17 protein-coding genes are annotated in these 16803 nt (G+C 45.0%); 3 read left to right on the forward strand and 14 right to left on the reverse strand.

Annotation, left to right across the window (positions count from 1 at the left end):
- Positions 1 to 17 precede the first annotated feature (17 nt).
- Complete coding sequence (locus AB4154_RS08355) at positions 18 to 824, forward strand: endonuclease/exonuclease/phosphatase family protein (protein ID WP_170962780.1); 807 nt, start codon at positions 18 to 20, stop codon at positions 822 to 824.
- A gap of 242 nt (positions 825 to 1066) precedes the next feature.
- The gene (aqpZ, locus tag AB4154_RS08360; RefSeq protein WP_017070744.1) at positions 1067 to 1756 is read left to right on the forward strand and encodes an aquaporin Z; all 690 of its coding nucleotides are present in this window, start codon (positions 1067 to 1069) and stop codon (positions 1754 to 1756) included.
- Positions 1757 to 1822: 66 nt separating this feature from the next.
- Here the strand turns inward: aqpZ and recR are convergent, their stop codons facing one another.
- The 7 genes from recR to AB4154_RS08395 form a co-directional block, all read right to left on the reverse strand.
- A complete protein-coding gene (gene recR, locus AB4154_RS08365) occupies positions 1823 to 2422 on the reverse strand; it encodes a recombination mediator RecR (protein WP_019823189.1) in 600 nt (199 codons plus the stop codon).
- A 78-nt stretch (positions 2423 to 2500) separates the two neighbouring features.
- On the reverse strand, positions 2501 to 2830 hold the full coding sequence (locus tag AB4154_RS08370) for a YbaB/EbfC family nucleoid-associated protein (protein ID WP_017062338.1): 330 nt from the start codon (positions 2828 to 2830) through the stop codon (positions 2501 to 2503).
- A 152-nt stretch (positions 2831 to 2982) separates the two neighbouring features.
- On the reverse strand, positions 2983 to 5211 hold the full coding sequence (dnaX, locus tag AB4154_RS08375) for a DNA polymerase III subunit gamma/tau (protein WP_372122690.1): 2229 nt from the start codon (positions 5209 to 5211) through the stop codon (positions 2983 to 2985).
- 18 nt (positions 5212 to 5229) lie between these two features.
- Positions 5230 to 5775, reverse strand: coding sequence for an adenine phosphoribosyltransferase (gene apt, locus AB4154_RS08380; RefSeq protein WP_372122692.1), 546 nt, complete (start codon positions 5773 to 5775; stop codon positions 5230 to 5232).
- Positions 5776 to 5936: 161 nt separating this feature from the next.
- Positions 5937 to 6308, reverse strand: coding sequence for a YbaN family protein (locus AB4154_RS08385; protein WP_029225617.1), 372 nt, complete (start codon positions 6306 to 6308; stop codon positions 5937 to 5939).
- Between the two features lie 74 nt (positions 6309 to 6382).
- Entirely contained in the window at positions 6383 to 6520 is a 138-nt protein-coding gene (locus tag AB4154_RS08390) for a hypothetical protein (protein WP_017067606.1), read from the reverse strand.
- A 148-nt stretch (positions 6521 to 6668) separates the two neighbouring features.
- Positions 6669 to 7772 (reverse strand): response regulator, encoded by a 1104-nt coding sequence (locus AB4154_RS08395; protein ID WP_102332530.1) that lies wholly within the window; start codon positions 7770 to 7772, stop codon positions 6669 to 6671.
- A gap of 228 nt (positions 7773 to 8000) precedes the next feature.
- On the opposite strand from AB4154_RS08395, the gene AB4154_RS08400 reads away from it, so the two are divergent.
- Positions 8001 to 8876, forward strand: a complete 876-nt coding sequence (locus AB4154_RS08400; RefSeq protein WP_017062344.1) for a LysR family transcriptional regulator — start codon at positions 8001 to 8003, stop codon at positions 8874 to 8876.
- A 100-nt stretch (positions 8877 to 8976) separates the two neighbouring features.
- On the opposite strand, the gene purF is transcribed toward AB4154_RS08400, so the two are convergent.
- The 7 genes from purF to AB4154_RS08435 all read right to left on the reverse strand — a co-directional run.
- On the reverse strand, positions 8977 to 10491 hold the full coding sequence (gene purF / locus AB4154_RS08405) for an amidophosphoribosyltransferase (RefSeq protein WP_017062345.1): 1515 nt from the start codon (positions 10489 to 10491) through the stop codon (positions 8977 to 8979).
- A gap of 34 nt (positions 10492 to 10525) precedes the next feature.
- Positions 10526 to 11017 carry a CvpA family protein gene (locus tag AB4154_RS08410; RefSeq protein WP_009848678.1) on the reverse strand — a complete coding sequence of 164 codons (492 nt, stop codon included), beginning with the start codon at positions 11015 to 11017 and terminating at the stop codon, positions 10526 to 10528.
- 61 nt (positions 11018 to 11078) lie between these two features.
- Positions 11079 to 11654 carry an SPOR domain-containing protein gene (locus AB4154_RS08415; protein WP_017063432.1) on the reverse strand — a complete coding sequence of 192 codons (576 nt, stop codon included), beginning with the start codon at positions 11652 to 11654 and terminating at the stop codon, positions 11079 to 11081.
- Positions 11655 to 12917 carry a bifunctional tetrahydrofolate synthase/dihydrofolate synthase gene (folC, locus tag AB4154_RS08420; RefSeq protein ID WP_017062347.1) on the reverse strand — a complete coding sequence of 421 codons (1263 nt, stop codon included), beginning with the start codon at positions 12915 to 12917 and terminating at the stop codon, positions 11655 to 11657. It lies immediately after the preceding gene.
- A 42-nt stretch (positions 12918 to 12959) separates the two neighbouring features.
- Positions 12960 to 13886, reverse strand: a complete 927-nt coding sequence (gene accD, locus AB4154_RS08425; protein ID WP_017062348.1) for an acetyl-CoA carboxylase, carboxyltransferase subunit beta — start codon at positions 13884 to 13886, stop codon at positions 12960 to 12962.
- A gap of 176 nt (positions 13887 to 14062) precedes the next feature.
- Positions 14063 to 14857: a tRNA pseudouridine(38-40) synthase TruA gene (gene truA, locus AB4154_RS08430; protein WP_004734161.1), complete on the reverse strand. Its 795-nt coding sequence runs from the start codon at positions 14855 to 14857 to the stop codon at positions 14063 to 14065.
- A gap of 194 nt (positions 14858 to 15051) precedes the next feature.
- A partial coding sequence (locus AB4154_RS08435; protein WP_372122694.1) for a FimV/HubP family polar landmark protein occupies positions 15052 to 16803 on the reverse strand: 1752 nt, incomplete at its 5' end.

Below are 16803 nucleotides of genomic sequence, written 5' to 3' on the forward strand. Positions count from 1 at the left end.
TAAATAAGTGAATAATAATGAAGTTAATGACACTAAATACCCACAGTTGGCAAGAAGAAAAACAGCTAGAAAAGTTAGATGTGGTCGCGCAAGCCATTATCGAGCAAGGGTGCGATGTGGTTGCATTACAGGAAGTGAATCAACATCAAGATAGCCCGGCCGTTGATGCCAATATATTAACCAATCACACTGTGTTGGCGAATAACTATGGTTATTTATTACAGAAAAAACTCATGGAATACGGTCATCACTACCAACTTACGTGGGATTTCGTTCATCAAAGTTATGAAGTATATCAAGAGGGGCTCTCATTTTTAACGCGACTACCGATTGTCGAACATGAGGTCATTGATTTAAGTGATAGCTATGATGTGAGCTTTTGGAAACATCGGCGAGCAGTGCGTATTAAAGTGACCTCTCAACAGGGTGATTTTAATCTTTATAATTGTCATTGTGGCTGGTGGAATGACTCAGAGAACTCATTTGAGGATCAGTTCGACCGAATCAAGGCAACTTTACCAACAGAGTTGAGCTTTCTATTAGGCGATTTCAACAACCCAAGCCATATACGTAATGAAGGCTATGATTACGTATTACAACGCGGTTTGATGGATTGTTATGAAGTTGCTGAAATCAAAGATGATGGAACCACTGTCATTAAAAACATTGATGGTTGGGAGCAAAATAGCCAAGCGTTACGCATTGATTTAGTACTTAGTAATCAGCCTGTAGTGGTAAAGCAGCATAAGGTGATTTTTAATCACGATTTTTATCCGGTTGTATCAGATCACTTTGGGGTGTTGGTAGAAGTAGAACTTACTTAATTTTTATCAACTCATCGTAGTTTAAATAAAAAGAATACTGACACAAATACGGCTAATTATCAGGTCACTCTTACTTGCTAAAATAGCGATAGAATACGACTGACCTTAACGATCTTTAGTGCGAGTTCGAAGTGATTACATAAGATTCTCTGTTCTTTCTTTCAACTATATACACAAGATTTCACACTTCTGCGAAATCTAAACTATCTTGTTGATACTGGTACAGATTAATAAGGATCGTTATGAATAGGTATATCGCAGAAATATTCGGTACATTTTGGTTGGTGTTAGGTGGTTGTGGTAGTGCCGTCTTAGCCGCTGCTTTTCCCGATGTAGGTATCGGCTTACTCGGGGTTTCCCTCGCGTTTGGTTTAACCGTACTCACCATGGCTTTTGCTATTGGCCATATATCCGGCTGTCATCTCAACCCTGCTGTTACAATTGGTCTTTGGAGCGGTGGCCGCTTTGATGCCAAAGACGTCGCACCTTACATTATTGCCCAGGTCATTGGCGGTATTATCGCGGGTGGTGTGTTATTTGTGATTGCTTCAGGCCAAGCAGGCTTTGACGCTGCGGCATCTGGCTTTGCTTCAAATGGTTATGGTGAACACTCACCGGGCGGCTACTCGCTCACAGCAGCTCTCGTTTGTGAAGTGGTCATGACCATGGTGTTCCTATTCGTGATTATGGGCGCGACGGATTCGAAAGCACCCGCTGGGTTTGCACCTATCGCAATTGGTCTTTGTTTGACCCTAATTCACCTTATCAGTATCCCTGTAACCAATACCTCGGTGAATCCTGCGCGAAGTACTGGTGTAGCCGTATTTGTCGGTGATTGGGCTGTTTCGCAACTATGGTTATTCTGGGTTGCACCGATTATTGGAGCCGTGATTGGCGCGATGATATACAAAGCGGTGAGAGGTTCAGATTAAGCGCTGAAAAACGTCTAAAGCAATAAAAGAAAAAGCCGCTTAGTGATGCTTCACCAAGCGGCTTTTTTAGATCTTATGACGACCGAGTAAGGAGTGCGAAAGCGTGGTGCCATCCACCAGCTCTAGCTCACCACCAACGGGAACACCATGAGCGATACGGCTTGCGTTCACTTCATGGGCATTACATAGCTCAGCAATGTAGTGCGCTGTCGCTTCCCCTTCAACTGTTGGGTTAGTCGCTAGGATTACTTCAGAGATATCACCACGGCGTAAGCGGTAGTCCAGAACATCGAGACCGATATCACTTGGACCAATACCATCAAGTGGTGAAAGGTGACCCATAAGCACAAAGTAACGACCAGAATATTGGCCTGTCGCTTCTATTGCTGCAATGTCTGCTGGGCTCTCTACTACACAGATTTGACCATTTTCCTGACGTTTAGGATTGGTACAAATGTGGCAAGTATCTTCTTCAGTAAAAGTACGGCACTCATTACAGTGACCAATTTCGGTCATTGCTTGGCTAAGAGCTTCAGCCAACTGTAGGCCGCCTTTTCTATCGCGCTGTAACAAATGAAAGGCCATACGCTGCGCCGACTTGGGGCCAACCCCAGGTAGACAACGTAAGGCCTCCATCAAATGCTCCAGCATATGACTGGTACGCATATTTAACCGTTCTAATGTTCAAGTAATAGCCTGTTCAACACAAACCACCACCTGAATTAACCTTTAAGAATAAGTTACTTAGAAAGGCATCTTCATACCTGGTGGAAGTTGCATTCCGCCAGTTACGCTAGCCATTTTCTCTTTTTGAGTTTCTTCAACGCGACGAGCCGCATCGTTGAAAGCAGCAGCGATAAGATCTTCAAGCATCTCTTTATCGTCTTCCATTAGGCTTTCATCGATATCAACACGGCGAACGCTGTGGCTACCAGTGATCGTTACTTTTACAAGGCCAGCACCTGACTCACCTGTAACTTCCATATTTGCGATTTCTTCTTGAAGCTTTTGCATGCGCTCTTGCATTTGCTGGGCTTGCTTCATCATGTTGCCCATACCGCCTTTACCAAACATGTTAATACTCTCTGGTCTAATTGGTTTATTAAAATTAATTAAGCTATACGAGCTTAAATGGGGGTTAAAACAGTGTGATTCAACCCCTCGATGTTCAGTTCTCAGATTTGCTTATCTGGGATGATATGCCGGTCACTAAACAAGAAAACGTTCTAGATAGGACGAACGCTGTCTCTGTCGAGTTCAGCGGCAAAACGTCTTTCAATGAACTGTACGTTGGCATCGTTTTCTAAAGCGGTAAACGCGTCTTTCAACTTACCTTGATACAGTCGTTCTCGTAATTCTAGCGGCGTTTCTCCACCATCACCGATTTCAACACTCAAATGACACTCTTCTCCAAGCACAGTATTGAGAGACTGCAATAGCTCACTCTGCGCACGGTCGGTATTCAAATGAGCTTGGCTCGCTCTTAACGTTAAAGTGATTGATGTGTCGTTTTTAGCAAACACTGAGTTCAATGCTAACTGTTCAACAAGCTTGGCTGTCTCTAGCTTTTGAATCGTGGCTGACCATTCATCTTGAGCAATCGACTCTTGAAGCAATTTATCGACCATTTCTGGTGTCTTAATATGCTCCAACGCACGCTTGATCTGAGTAGGTGTAAGCTCTTTGCTCACCTCTTTCACTACAGGTTTAGACGGTTTCCAGCGATAAGGTTCATTATCGTTGGTCACATTTTCTGTCGAAGAGGATGATAAAGAAGCTGGCGACACCCGCTCAGAACCACCGTGTTGCTGAGCAACTCGATCAAGAACTGAAGTTTTAGCTGGTGTCGCTTTAGCCTTTTTTGGCGCCGAGCCTTTGTTTTCTGTTGCCGAACTGCCTCTACGTTGAGAACGTAATTGGTGGCGTAAACCACTCACAGGCGAAGTTGCACGCGCTGGCTGCTCTTGCGGAGCAGAAGGTGCAGCGCTTGGCTGTTGAACCGGACTCTGGTTTTGATAATTCGTTTGTTGCTGCTGAGGCTGCTCTGCACCGTAGCTTGGACGCTCATCATAAGCAGGAGGCGCGTCATACTGGCTATGCGGGTAATCCTGCTCAGGATAACCTTGGTTACCTGAATGATCAGCGTAACCTTGCGAATCTGAATACTGTGCTGGATTCTGCTGCGGAGTCTGTTGCACGGGTGGCTGCTGCATAGCTTGCTGTTGAGGCGCCTGTTGTTGCATCTGAGGCTGTCTCGGAGCTGCCATTGGCGCAGGTTGACTCACTGACTGAGCAACGTTCTGAGCTTGAGCTGCTGGAACTGGCGCTGGGCTTGCCGACTGAGTCGAGATTGCCGTAGCAACCGCTTGTTCAGCTGGTCTAAATGCCAACATGCGTAAAACCACCATCTCAATACCAACGCGAGCGGTTGGCGACAATGGTAAGTCTTCACGACCTTTCAATACGATCTGGTAGTAGAGTTGAATGTCTTGTGGGCTAAGCGCTTTGCTCAGTAGTTCAAGCTTCTCAGCGTCAGGCTGTGCCTTATCTAATGTAGATGGTAAAGCTTGGAACATCGCAAGACGATGCAGTTGGGCCGCAAGCTGATTCAGCAAACCATCCCACTCAACACCGTTCTCAGCAAGGCTTTGGATACACGCCATCGCTTGCTGTGGCTGCTTACTGCTAATCGCTTCAAGCAAGTGGATAGCTTGGTCGGTATCCAGTGTTCCGAGCATGTGAGCAACAGTATCTGTTACGACATTGCCATTACCCAATGCGATAGCTTGGTCTGTAAGGCTTAGCGCATCACGCATACTGCCATCAGCAGCATGAGCAATCATTCCAAGCGCACGAGATTCAGACGTCACATCTTCTTGTTCAAGAATATGATCGAGCTGCTCGTGAATATTATCAACGCTGATCGGCTTAAGATGGAACTGCAAACAACGCGACAAGATCGTTACTGGAAGCTTCTGTGGATCCGTTGTTGCGAGCAAGAATTTCACATACTCAGGCGGCTCTTCTAAGGTCTTTAGAAGCGCGTTAAAGCTGTGCCTGGAAAGCATGTGGACTTCATCGATTAGGTAAACCTTGAAGCGACCACGTGCAGGCTTGTACTGAACATTGTCCAGAAGCTCGCGGGTATCTTCTACCTTAGTTCGTGATGCCGCATCGATCTCGAGCAGGTCAACAAAGCGACCTTCATCGATTTCTTTACAGGTTGCACATTCACCACAAGGTGTTGAGGTAATGCCTGTTTCACAGTTGAGTCCCTTAGCAAACAAACGACCGATGGTTGTTTTACCAACACCTCGTGTACCGCTGAACAGGTATGCGTGGTGCAACCTATTCTGGCTAAGGGCATTCTCTAATGCTGTTAAAACATGGGCTTGACCAACCACTTCTTTGAATTTGGTTGGTCGCCATTTTCGCGCTAACGCAAGATAGCTCATGAATAATTCCGAAAAGGATTAATGACCGTCGAATTCGCAGATGCTAAACACTTCTAGACCTAAGCCTTGTAAGCGCTTGTCACCACCGATTTCTGGAAGGTTAATAACAAATGCAGCGTGTTTCACCACACCACCAAGCTGACGAATCAACTTTGTTGTTGCTTCAATCGTACCGCCCGTTGCTAGCAAATCATCAACCATCAACACTTTATCGCCTTCAACGATAGCATCAGTATGGATTTCTAGAGTGTCGGTGCCGTACTCAAGCTCATAAGATTGTGCCACAGTTTGACGAGGCAGCTTGCCCGGCTTACGAACAGGAATGAAGCCAACACCTAGCTCAAGTGCCAAAGGCGCACCAAATAGGAAACCACGAGCTTCAGTACCAACGATCTTAGTAAAGCCCATGTCCTTGTATGTTTCCGCTAGCAGGTCGATAGTCGCTTTGTAAGCTACTGGATCTTCCATCAAGCTTGTTACGTCACGGAACAAAATACCCGCTTTAGGGTAATCAGGAATGCTTTTGATGCTTGCTTTGATCAGAGAGATTTTTTCTGTGTTCATAATCTTATGCACTTCATTAGGCCGCTTTCCAAACTCTCGTTAACGAATCAAACATCAACGCTCGGAATTAAGGAAAGGTACGATTGGTATTCATTGCAACGAGAGTCATAACTCTGATTGCTGAAATAATAAACGCCCGCTATACAAGCAGGCACACTGGCTTAATGGTAGTGATTTTCTTTGCTGTCAGCAACCAACTCATGGGTTGGAAGTCGCATAAACCATGTGAGAAGAATAACAAGTACACAAATTAGGAAAGCCTTGACCCAAATGATAGGGGCAAAGTAGATGGATAACGCAAAACTCAACAAGATAAAGAATACGCCACGCGTTTTAACTTGTTTGGTGACGGCACCGTGTTGATACCAATTGTTCAGCAAAGGACCCAGCGTTTTGTGCTCATGCATCCATTTATGAACTTTCGGATTGCTTCGCATGAAGCATGCGCTGGCAAGAAGGAGAAAAGGAGTGGTTGGCAGAACGGGCAAAACTATCCCTAGAACTGCGAGAAATATACAAAGGCCACCAGCAATATTGAGGCTTAAAACTCGAACGCTAATTGTGGCCTCCTTGAGTTAGCTATCACCAATCGGCGACGACAGCTTAACTAGAATGTTGCGTAACCATTGAATACACGGATCAACGTAAGTGTTGCTGGTAGCAATGGAATCATTAAAAATGCGGCTAAAAATCCTAAAAAGTAGAATACATTAAACGGGTCTTGAAAGTCTTTGTTATCTGCCATGATTGCTTCTTGTTTTTGTTAGTGAAGGTAAGTATCCGGCGAACCAAACCCGCTTTGCTAAATCGACATTTAACAAAAAAGGCATAGCCACACCATTTGCGCAACTATACCTTAATCAATTATTCACAAAAACCGAGGAAATATAGGGTTAATCAGTAGACCCTTGGTGTATGTCTAAACTAAAACTTGCCGCTCCAAGTAGGCTCAACGACAGTTGGCAGCCCTGTTCGATCGGAAGGTCCCGCGTAATAAAGTTCTTCTTGCAGTTCTCACCCAAGCGCTCACCTGCTGCAATATATTGATTCAATTCACCATTCGACCATTGCCCGTCTAGACCCGCAGGCAAAATGGAGATGGTTCCCTCGGCAAGGTCAGCAACACCAAACAAGGCATTCACTGGGGTGGAGCATTTAGAGCAACGAATCCCCTTCTCTAAGATTTCAGCAATATCTTTGAGATCAACATTAAAATCTTTTCTGTTTCTTATGTAATCGTGGAACAGCGCTCTCACTAACAATGTTGTCGCGGAGCCGCCATTATCAGACGACGATGAATCGACGAGGTAAAAAGCAAACTGCCCGTTCATCATCCACGCATAGTCAAACACAAGTGGCATCATCTCTGTTGATTGCAGTAACCGGTAACTGCAACGCCATGAGCCTTGTCGCGTATCTTTCTCTGGAAGCAGCGCATGCAGTAAGTCTTTTGCTGCGCTTGGGTTATCTTGAAGGTAATTCAGGTGCCAATGCAGTTCTTGGTCTTCAGGGATCTCTCCCCCATCATCCACACAGAACCATTGGCTCGAAAAATCTCGTTGGTCTGAAATGTTATCGAACGAATCTGTCAATGTATTCGCAATCGCACTTCCTAGGTGACGGTGATCCTCTAACGGCTTCGCCAAGAAGTCTTTAATACCAAATCGCAAGGCTTTCGCCACGTCAGACATATCATCAGTGCCAGACACAACGATCATAGGCAGTGACGGGTACTCTAAACTGAGCTCTTCCACAAGCTCTATGCCATCAAGTATTGGCATTGATAAGTCACACACAATTAAATCTGGCGCTGAGTCTCTAAGTTTCTGCAAAGCGTCCAGTCCATTTTCAGCCTCAACCACTTTATAACCGACCTTGTCTAGGTACGCGCTGGTTATACGGCGAAAAATAGGATCATCATCAACCAACATCACGCATTTTTGGTTAATTACTTCCTGAGCCGAGGTCATTACTGGCTGACTGTGAGTTTTGTACATAATCTATAACCTCACAAAACTAAGTCGAATTATTATTGTTATCTGTTCTAAGAACTAATATAAAACTTAGTAATAAAATGCTAAATACACAAATTTGCACTCTTTACTGGTAATTCGTGACGAGGGTTGGAATACTTGTAAATAGTGCAACGAGTTGACGTAACGCAAACATTGATCTCACTGTTACGTATAAATTAGATGAGATTGTAAACAAATGTGTCTGGATTTATGAAATTAGATGATTTAAACCTCTTTCGACTCGTCGTTGAAAATGGGAGCTACACCGCAACATCGCGCAAGACTATGATTCCGGTTGCGACCATCACACGACGCATCCAAGCCTTAGAAGATTCTTTGAACCTTAGGCTTCTCAATAGACACGCGCGTAAACTTTCTTTAACAGAGGCAGGCGAACGTTTCTTCAATGAATGCTCTCCGCTGTTGCAACGTCTCTCTTCTACTGCAGAAGAGTTAACTGACGTGTGCAAAGGCGCTTCCGGTAAGATTCGTATTACGGCACCCTCAAACCTGACCAAGCGCATGATGATGCCAATGTTCAGTGAATTCATGATTCAATACCCTGATATCAATATTGAGCTGATGATGAACAACCAAGCGGATCAGCTGGATCCAACGGAGTGGGACGTAATTTTCCGAGTCGGCCCTCAGCGTGATTCAAGCCTAATCGCTCGAAAAATCAGTGAAGTCAAAGATATTCTTATCGCGAGCCCTGAGTACTTAGCGAAGAACCCAGCTCCAAGCCATGCTGAAGAGCTAGCGAACCATTCGCTACTCAAAGGCTACCCGCTGATTAAGTGGCAGCTGAGTAATTCGAATGAAGAGACGGTGGTGAATAGCGAGAAAGGCCGTTTCAACGCCAATGCGCTTAATGTCGTAAGACAAGCGTGCTCAGAAGGCCTAGGTATCACCCTGATGCCTGACGTGATGATTCGTGAATACATTGAAGATGGCAGCTTAGTGCAAGTCTTAGAAGACTGGAGCGCTAACCCTCGTGATATTTACATGCTTTATAACCACAAAGACCATCTACCAGAGAAAGTGAGATTGTTTATTGATTTTGTGATCGCATACCACATTCATTAAGGTCAATCCCCTTCTCTATAAACAAAAAACCAGAGCCGATGCTCTGGTTTTTTATTTTCTGTATCGCTAGCGAAACTCTGTATGACTAACGAAACGCTAGTTAAGCGCCTTCGTTGTGTAACTCTAAGTTAGCAAGATCTTGTTGAATCTCACGCTGAACCTTTGAGTCGTCATTACGCAAAGAGTCTAGGAAATCTAGGTACACTTGGTCGATATCGCCCGTTACATACTCGCCGTTAAATACAGAAGTATCAAAACGAGAGATGTCTTGATTGCCCATGCCCACTGCAGAAATCAGATCTGGTAGCGTTTGGAAAATCAAGGCGTCTGCGCCAATCTGCTTACAAATCGTTTCGTTATCACGACCATGAGCAATCAACTCTGTCGCGCTCGGCATATCAATGCCGTAAACGTTAGGGAAGCGAACCTCTGGAGCAGCTGAAACCATGAAGACCTTATTTGCGCCAGAATCACGAGCCATCTCAATGATCTGCTCTGATGTTGTGCCGCGAACGATAGAATCGTCAACCAGAAGAACGTTCTTACCTTTAAACTCAGAGCGAATTGCGTTGAGCTTACGGCGAACCGACTTCTTACGTTGTTGCTGACCTGGCATGATGAATGTGCGGCCAACATAGCGGTTTTTCACGAAACCTTGACGGTATGGCTTATTGATCGCTTGAGCGATTCGTAGCGCAATATCGTTTGATGTTTCAGGGATTGGAATAACTACATCAATGTCTAAGTCTGCGTACTCTTCTTTAATACGCATACCAAGCATCTCACCCATCTCAACGCGTGCGCTGTAAACCGAGATTTTGTCGATGAATGAATCTGGGCGTGCAAAGTATACAAACTCAAAGATACATGGGTTTAGTTGTGGGTTGTCTGCACATTGCTTAGTGAAAAGCTCACCGTCAAACGTTGCGTAGATAGCTTCACCTGGTGCTACGTCGCGCATGAAGTCGAAACCAACAGCATCGAGTGCTACCGATTCAGACGCAACCATGTACTCTGTTTTACCTTGAACTTCACGCTTACCAAGACACAATGGACGAATACCATGTGGGTCACGGAATGCGATCATACCGTGGCCGATGATCATCGCCGTTACGGCGTAAGCACCACGAATTGTACGATGCACATTTGCCACAGCGCGGAAAACGTCATCTGAAGTTACGTTACCTTTAACAGTATCGATCTCATGAGCTAATACGTTCAGTAGAACTTCAGAGTCAGAGGTTGTGTTTACATGACGACGGTCTTTTTCGAACAACTTCTCACGAACTTCGTTTGCGTTCGTCAGGTTACCGTTGTGCGCCAACGTAATGCCAAAAGGAGAGTTTACGTAGAAAGGCTGAGCTTCAGACGCACTTGAACTACCCGCAGTAGGATAACGAACATGGCCAATACCAACTTCACCTTGTAGGCGCTGCATGTGTTTTGCTTCAAAAACATCTTTTACTAAACCGTTCGCCTTACGCAGACGGAAACGATTGCTTTCTATGGTACAAATACCAGCGGCATCTTGGCCACGATGCTGCAATACCGTTAAAGCGTCATAAATAGACTGGTTTACAGGTGTTGAACCCACGATTCCAACAATACCACACATGTCCTAATCCTCGATTTTTCGACATTAACTGGCGCTAGAGCGCGCCAGATAAGAAACTAGATGTTGCTTGTAAATGCTCGAAGAACGGCGCAATGATTCGACTAAATTCTGGAACCAATTGCGAATTCTTCCACCACTCAGAACTTGGGAATGCAGTAAACGCATCCATGAAAAACAACACTGCAGAAACAATCAAAACACCACGTAAGCCACCAAAGACGACACCGAGGATTCTGTCTGTACCTGACAGGCCTGTTTTCTGAACTAGTTGACCGATGACATAGTTAACTAAGGCACCCACAACTAACGTTGCAACAAACAATGCTGCTATCGCAGTTCCGTTTCGAAACATCTCATCTTCGATATTGGTGAAGTACATCGCTAATTTAGCGTAGTACTGGCTAGCAATAAAAAATGCTCCAAACCAAATAACGAGTGACAAGGCTTCTTTAGCGAAACCACGAACTAAACTGATCACGGCAGAGAAGCCGATCACGCCTAAAATGACAAAATCTAACCAATTCATGAATTCTTCATCTTAAGTTGGCGCGCATTTTAACAGAAAAAATGCTGACGCAAACGTTTTCTTATGGATTTAACGGTTTAAATTTGAGCAACTGGCCTTTTGAACCCGTAATTTTTTCTAATTCCTTAATTTGTCGCTCAAGTTTGGATTTAGAGACATCCGGGCCAATAATTACTCGCGTAAAAGTTTTTTCTTGCTTGGTGTGAGCCTGATAACCGCGCTTTTGCAGATCCTTAACAACGTTTTTTGCGTTGTCAGCATTCTTCAAAGCCATCAATTGAATAATCCAAGCACTGTCTTGGTATTCATTTTTTTCAGGTACCGGCTTAACCACAACTGCCACTTTGTCTGCTTCTTTATCATTAGAAGAAGACGCGGTTTGCGTGTTTGAATTATCAGTACGACCACTTTCAACCACTTGCTCAACCGGAGAATCCGGTAGCGCTATCTGATCTTCAACGGGATCGAGTACTTCAAACACTTCAACATTACTATCAAGCTCAGGCTTAATTGGAATGCTTGCAAACTCTTCTTTGTAGTGGAGCTTCTTACCATCTAGTACATCGGGCAATACAATCACGCCAATGGCCACTAAAATGATGGTGCCGACTAACCGGCTTTGGAATTTACTTGCCATTTAGTTTCCTTTTTTCTGCCAATGCTCCAACACTTCACCCACTGTATGGAAAGAACCGACAACCAACACAACATCGTCACCTTTAACAGAAGCTAAAGCCGCTTCAAACGCTACAACAGGGTTTGAATACCGCTCTACACCTTCAGGTAAGCTTTGACACAATTCAGCGGCTGTTGCGGCTCGTGGGCCGTTCAGCGAAGCTGGGTACCAATGTGTTGTTATTGGAGCTAATACTTCCAATGTCGCGGGGATATCTTTGTCATGAAGCATGGCGACTACAACGTGTAAATTTTTGCCTGCATACTTCTTCGCGACTTGCTGCGCAAAGTACTCAGCAGAATGCGGGTTGTGTGCTACATCAAGCACAATCACCGGTTGTTCGCTAATTTGCTGCATACGCCCAGGAAGCTGCGCATTCTTCATGCCGTTAACCACGTTCACGTCGCTAATACTAAGCTCTGATGTGCCCAATGCCATCAACGCTGTTGCAGCGTTAGGTAACGGCAGGCTTGGAATAGGTAGCGATTCTAGTTGGAATGCACCACTGCGCCAGTTCCACGTATCACCGTCAACATCATAAGTGTATTGAATACCGACTTGGTAGAACTCAGCCTTAATGTCATCAGCGTGCGCTGCAACCGTAGCCGGTGGCTTGGGTTGACCACAGATAGCGGGTTTACCGCTACGATAAATGCCCGCTTTCTCAAAACCAATCACATTGATGTCATCACCTAGCCAGTCAACATGGTCGACAGCCAAACTAGTAATCACAGAAACATCATGCTCAACGATATTGGTCGCGTCTAAACGCCCGCCTAAACCCACTTCTAAAAGCACAACATCAACCGCTTCAGTTTGAAATGCACGTAACGCCGCTAAAGTGCCATATTCGAAAAAACTCAGGCTGATTTCGCCACGCTCTTTCTCAATGAAATCGAAAGACTGAACCATCTTTTCATCAGATAGATCTTGGCCGTTGATACGAACACGTTCGTTATAGCGAATTAAGTGAGGAGAGCTGTAGACACCAACTGAGTAACCAGCGTCCAATAGAATCGCTTCCATCAGTGCACATGTTGAGCCTTTGCCATTGGTTCCGGCAACAGTAATAACATGTTGAGCAGGTTTGGTGAGGTTTGCCTTAGAGGCGACGGCCTGAACTCGGTCTAATCCAAGATCAATAGCGCTTGTGTGGATGTTTGATAAATAATCAAGCCACATCTCCAAAGAGGATGTGGCTTGAGGAATAGGTTGTTGACTCATCTAACTCATAACCATAATTAAGTTGGTTTGTTAGAAGGTACTTTACCCTTTTTCTGGCGCTTCTGGTACTTCATAAGTAGCTTCATTCGGTGAATCGTTCACAGAAACTACTAATGGTGAAGGCTGGTTGGTCATTTTAGCAACAAGGCTTGCAACGCGCTGACGCATCTCACGACGGTCAACAATCATGTCGATAGCACCGTGGTCTAGTAGGAACTCACTGCGTTGGAAACCTTCAGGAAGGTCTTCACGTACCGTTTGTTCGATTACACGACGTCCAGCAAAACCGATCAGTGCTTTTGGTTCACCAATATTGATATCGCCAAGCATTGCCAAACTTGCAGAAACACCACCCATTGTTGGATCAGTCATAACTGAAACAAACGGTAGGCCTTTCGCAGATAAACGCTCAAGCGCAGCACTGGTTTTCGCCATTTGCATTAGAGACATCAATGCCTCTTGCATACGAGCACCACCACTTGCAGAGAAACACACTAAACCACAGTTGTTCTCGATAGCAGCATCTACCGCTTTCACGAAACGAGCACCAACAACAGAACCCATTGAGCCGCCCATGAATGAGAATTCAAAAGCACACGCTACGATAGGTAAACCCAATAGTTCGCCTTTCATTGCAACTAATGCGTCTGTTTCACCACTGTTCTTTTGAGCAGCAGAGATACGTTCTTTGTAACGCTTAGAGTCTTTAAACTTCAGCTTGTCTTGTGGCTCAAGATCAGCACCTAGTTCAACACGCTCACCTTTGTCTAGGAATGTATCCAGACGACGACGTGCTTTCATGCGCATGTGATGGTCACATTTTGGACATACTTCTAGGTTACGCTCTAGTTCAGCATGGTACAGAACCTGCTCACAAGAAGTACATTTCGTCCAAACACCCTCAGGGATAGACGCTTTACGAGATGTTACGATGTTGCTTTTTTCTAAAATCTTTTCAAGCCAACTCATGGAAGACCTTTTTGTTTCGATTCTTCCGCTTGATTGCGAAAGAAATAAATTTGGGAATTATGCGTGGGAATTAAAGCACATAAAACAGCGACTGTAGATAAAAAACTGGTTGTACCTATTTTCTGGGACTATCTTACGCACTAAACCGTAATAATTTTTGAACCTAAGTCTCACATTTAGTTCAAATTATCCGGTAAAAATAGAGGACCAATTGGCTCTCGTGGTAGCTCAAAATGTTCAGGATAATCAACATCCACCAGATACAAACCTTCCGCTTTTGCAGTTGCGCCGGCTACTTTTCGATCTTTAGCTTCTAAAAGCCACTGGATCCACTCTGGTTTCTGCTCACCTTTACCTACGGCAATAAGGCTACCCGTAATATTCCTCACCATGTGGTGAACAAACGCATTCGCTTTAATATCGATCACAATGTAGTGTCCATGACGAGTCACGTTCAAGTGAATCATGTTTCTCCATGGGCTACGAGATTGACAGTGTGTTGCCCTGAACGAAGTGAAGTCATTCTCACCAAGTAAGTACTGACCCGCTTCATGCATTTTTTTCTCATCAAGATGACCATGATAATGGCTCACACCTGAATTCAAAATGCCTGGGCGTAGTGCATGGTTAAAGATAATGTAGCGATAACGGCGGGCAGTAGCCGAGAAACGAGCATGGAAATCCTCATTCACTTCTGTCGCCCAACGAACCGCAATATCTTTTGGCATGTTGGCATTCGCGCCCATTGTCCATGCCACCATTTTACGATCGACATTAGTTTCAAAGTGAACGACTTGTCCCGTACCGTGAACTCCGGCATCTGTACGACCTGCGCACATAACTTCTACAGGGTGATTCGCGACAACTGAAAGAGCCTTTTCCAATTCTTCTTGGACACTTTTCACGTCTCGTTGGCGCTGCCAACCAAAGTAGTGGGTACCGTTATATTCAATACCTAAAGCAATTTTCATGTTCTTGTTCTCTTTGAAAATGGGCGAGAAGTATATACGGAAATCAGTGCTAGCCCAAATAGGATGGGGCTAAAACTTCAATAAACAATCAGCATCGACCGAGACGATGCTGTTGAAAAACCAAATGAAACGATAGCGCTCTGTATCGCCTTAAAATAAAGGGTAGCCAACGCTACCCTTTCTGATTTGTAAATTTATCGACCGTTTAACGTATCGATAAGATTTTTTGCCTCTCGACGAATATCATCGCTGCCGTCAACGATTGCCTCTTCTAGAAGCTTAATTGCCCCTTGCGAGTCACTCATCTCGATGTAGATTTTGGCCAAATCAAGCTTACCCGCAGCTTCTGCATTGCTGTCGACATCATAATTGCCAATATCACCGATAACATCAGGGAATTCGTTAAGACCCACATCCAGTTTAAGCTCTTCATCGTCTGGATTAATGACTTCTTCACCTTCTTGCTCGACTTGAGCCATTAGCTCATCAATCGTCATGTACTGCTTATCACGACTGTTGCCTGATTCGGTTAGATTGTCTTGTTCAGCCCAATTCTCTTCTTTGATTTTCGGGTCAGCTTGCTGTTCAGCCGATGCCCAAATCTCTTGTTGGTCATCAGGCACATCATTATGCATGCTCGATTGTTGTTCTGGCGCTAGGTTAAAGCCTTTCCAGTCTTCGCCGCCGACTTCAAGCATGGCGTCAATATCTAACCCTGCGCTATCAATCGAAGTTGCGTCCAATGGTTTATCGAACATGTTGTCGACAGAGTCTTGAACATCTTCAGAAAGCAACTCAGCTAATGCTGTCTCATCAAAGTCATCAAAGCCTTCTAGTGGCTCGTCTTGAACCGCTGCAGGCGTTGAGTTTGGCTCTGAAGCCGCGCTCAGTGATTGTTCTGGCTGTGCAAAACCAGCCGGTTCAGAGTCTTCAGCATTCGAGAAATCATCAGCCTGACTATAGCTCTGCGGATTTGAGAACAGATCATGCAACGCATCTTGCTCTTCGCCTTGTGGGCTGAAAGAAGTCAGTGGTGTTGGCTTCTCAGCAAACGCATCAGAGATGGCTTCATCTTCACCATATTCCGGTAAATCAAACTCATCGAACTCTACGCCTTGGGCTTCCGCCACCGGCTCGGCATTGCTTTGCTCAATATCATCTAAAACAGAGTCTGCTTTTGCGCTTTCTTCATCGTACTCCGGAAGATCAAGGTCATCGAACTCGAACTTCTCTGTGTCAGGCGTTAAGTCTTGCTCTAACTGTGCTTCATCTGGTTCACTCACCACTTCCGCTAACGCATCGTCTTCACCAAACTCTGGTAGTTCGAAGTCATCAAGCGAGAATTCTTCTTCGCTTTCTGGTTTCGCAGTTTCAACTTGTGGTGCAGCATCTAACTGAGGCTCAGCGGTAGGTTGCGATTCAACACTTGATTGAGAGTCTATAGCAGGCGTTGCTGGCTCTGTTGTTGATTCAGCATCAGCTTCCGCTAGTGCGTCTTCTTCACTAAACTCTGGTAAGTCGAAATCATCAAACGAAAACTCTTCGTCGTCTTGCGCCTGAGCTATAACTTGGGCTTCAGTTTGAGGCTCAACACTTGGTTGAGCATCAATAGCTGGCGTTACTGGTTCTGGTGTTGATTCAGAATCAGCTTCCGCTAGTGCATCTTCTTCATTAAACTCTGGCAATTCGAAGTCATCAAACGAGAATTCTTCTTCGCCTTCTTGTCCTAGAACTTCAGCTTGTTCTGCTACTTCCGCTTGTGGTGTAGCTTCAACTTTCGGTTCAGCGACAGGTGTCACTAGCTCTGGTGTTACGTCAGTTTCCGCTAATGCTTCTGGTTCAGACGCCTCATCTTCAATCAGCCAATCATCGTCTTCTGGCACACCAAATTCATTTGGAATGATCTCTGGCATGTTTGCAGCACGAACTGGCTCTGGCTCTGGCTC

This window comes from Vibrio sp. 10N.286.51.B11 (assembly GCF_041469245.1).
Classification (GTDB): Bacteria; Pseudomonadota; Gammaproteobacteria; order Enterobacterales; family Vibrionaceae; genus Vibrio; species Vibrio crassostreae_C.

Coding starts and splice junctions, on each gene's coding strand:
- AB4154_RS08355 (WP_170962780.1), top strand. CDS start 18: ATGAAGTTAATGACACTAAATACCCACAGTTGGCAAGAAGAAAAACAG.
- aqpZ (WP_017070744.1), top strand. CDS start 1,067: ATGAATAGGTATATCGCAGAAATATTCGGTACATTTTGGTTGGTGTTA.
- recR (WP_019823189.1), bottom strand. CDS start 2,422: ATGCGTACCAGTCATATGCTGGAGCATTTGATGGAGGCCTTACGTTGT.
- AB4154_RS08370 (WP_017062338.1), bottom strand. CDS start 2,830: ATGTTTGGTAAAGGCGGTATGGGCAACATGATGAAGCAAGCCCAGCAA.
- dnaX (WP_372122690.1), bottom strand. CDS start 5,211: ATGAGCTATCTTGCGTTAGCGCGAAAATGGCGACCAACCAAATTCAAA.
- apt (WP_372122692.1), bottom strand. CDS start 5,775: ATGAACACAGAAAAAATCTCTCTGATCAAAGCAAGCATCAAAAGCATT.
- AB4154_RS08390 (WP_017067606.1), bottom strand. CDS start 6,520: ATGGCAGATAACAAAGACTTTCAAGACCCGTTTAATGTATTCTACTTT.
- AB4154_RS08395 (WP_102332530.1), bottom strand. CDS start 7,772: ATGTACAAAACTCACAGTCAGCCAGTAATGACCTCGGCTCAGGAAGTA.
- AB4154_RS08400 (WP_017062344.1), top strand. CDS start 8,001: ATGAAATTAGATGATTTAAACCTCTTTCGACTCGTCGTTGAAAATGGG.
- purF (WP_017062345.1), bottom strand. CDS start 10,491: ATGTGTGGTATTGTTGGAATCGTGGGTTCAACACCTGTAAACCAGTCT.
- AB4154_RS08410 (WP_009848678.1), bottom strand. CDS start 11,017: ATGAATTGGTTAGATTTTGTCATTTTAGGCGTGATCGGCTTCTCTGCC.
- AB4154_RS08415 (WP_017063432.1), bottom strand. CDS start 11,654: ATGGCAAGTAAATTCCAAAGCCGGTTAGTCGGCACCATCATTTTAGTG.
- folC (WP_017062347.1), bottom strand. CDS start 12,917: ATGAGTCAACAACCTATTCCTCAAGCCACATCCTCTTTGGAGATGTGG.
- accD (WP_017062348.1), bottom strand. CDS start 13,886: ATGAGTTGGCTTGAAAAGATTTTAGAAAAAAGCAACATCGTAACATCT.
- truA (WP_004734161.1), bottom strand. CDS start 14,857: ATGAAAATTGCTTTAGGTATTGAATATAACGGTACCCACTACTTTGGT.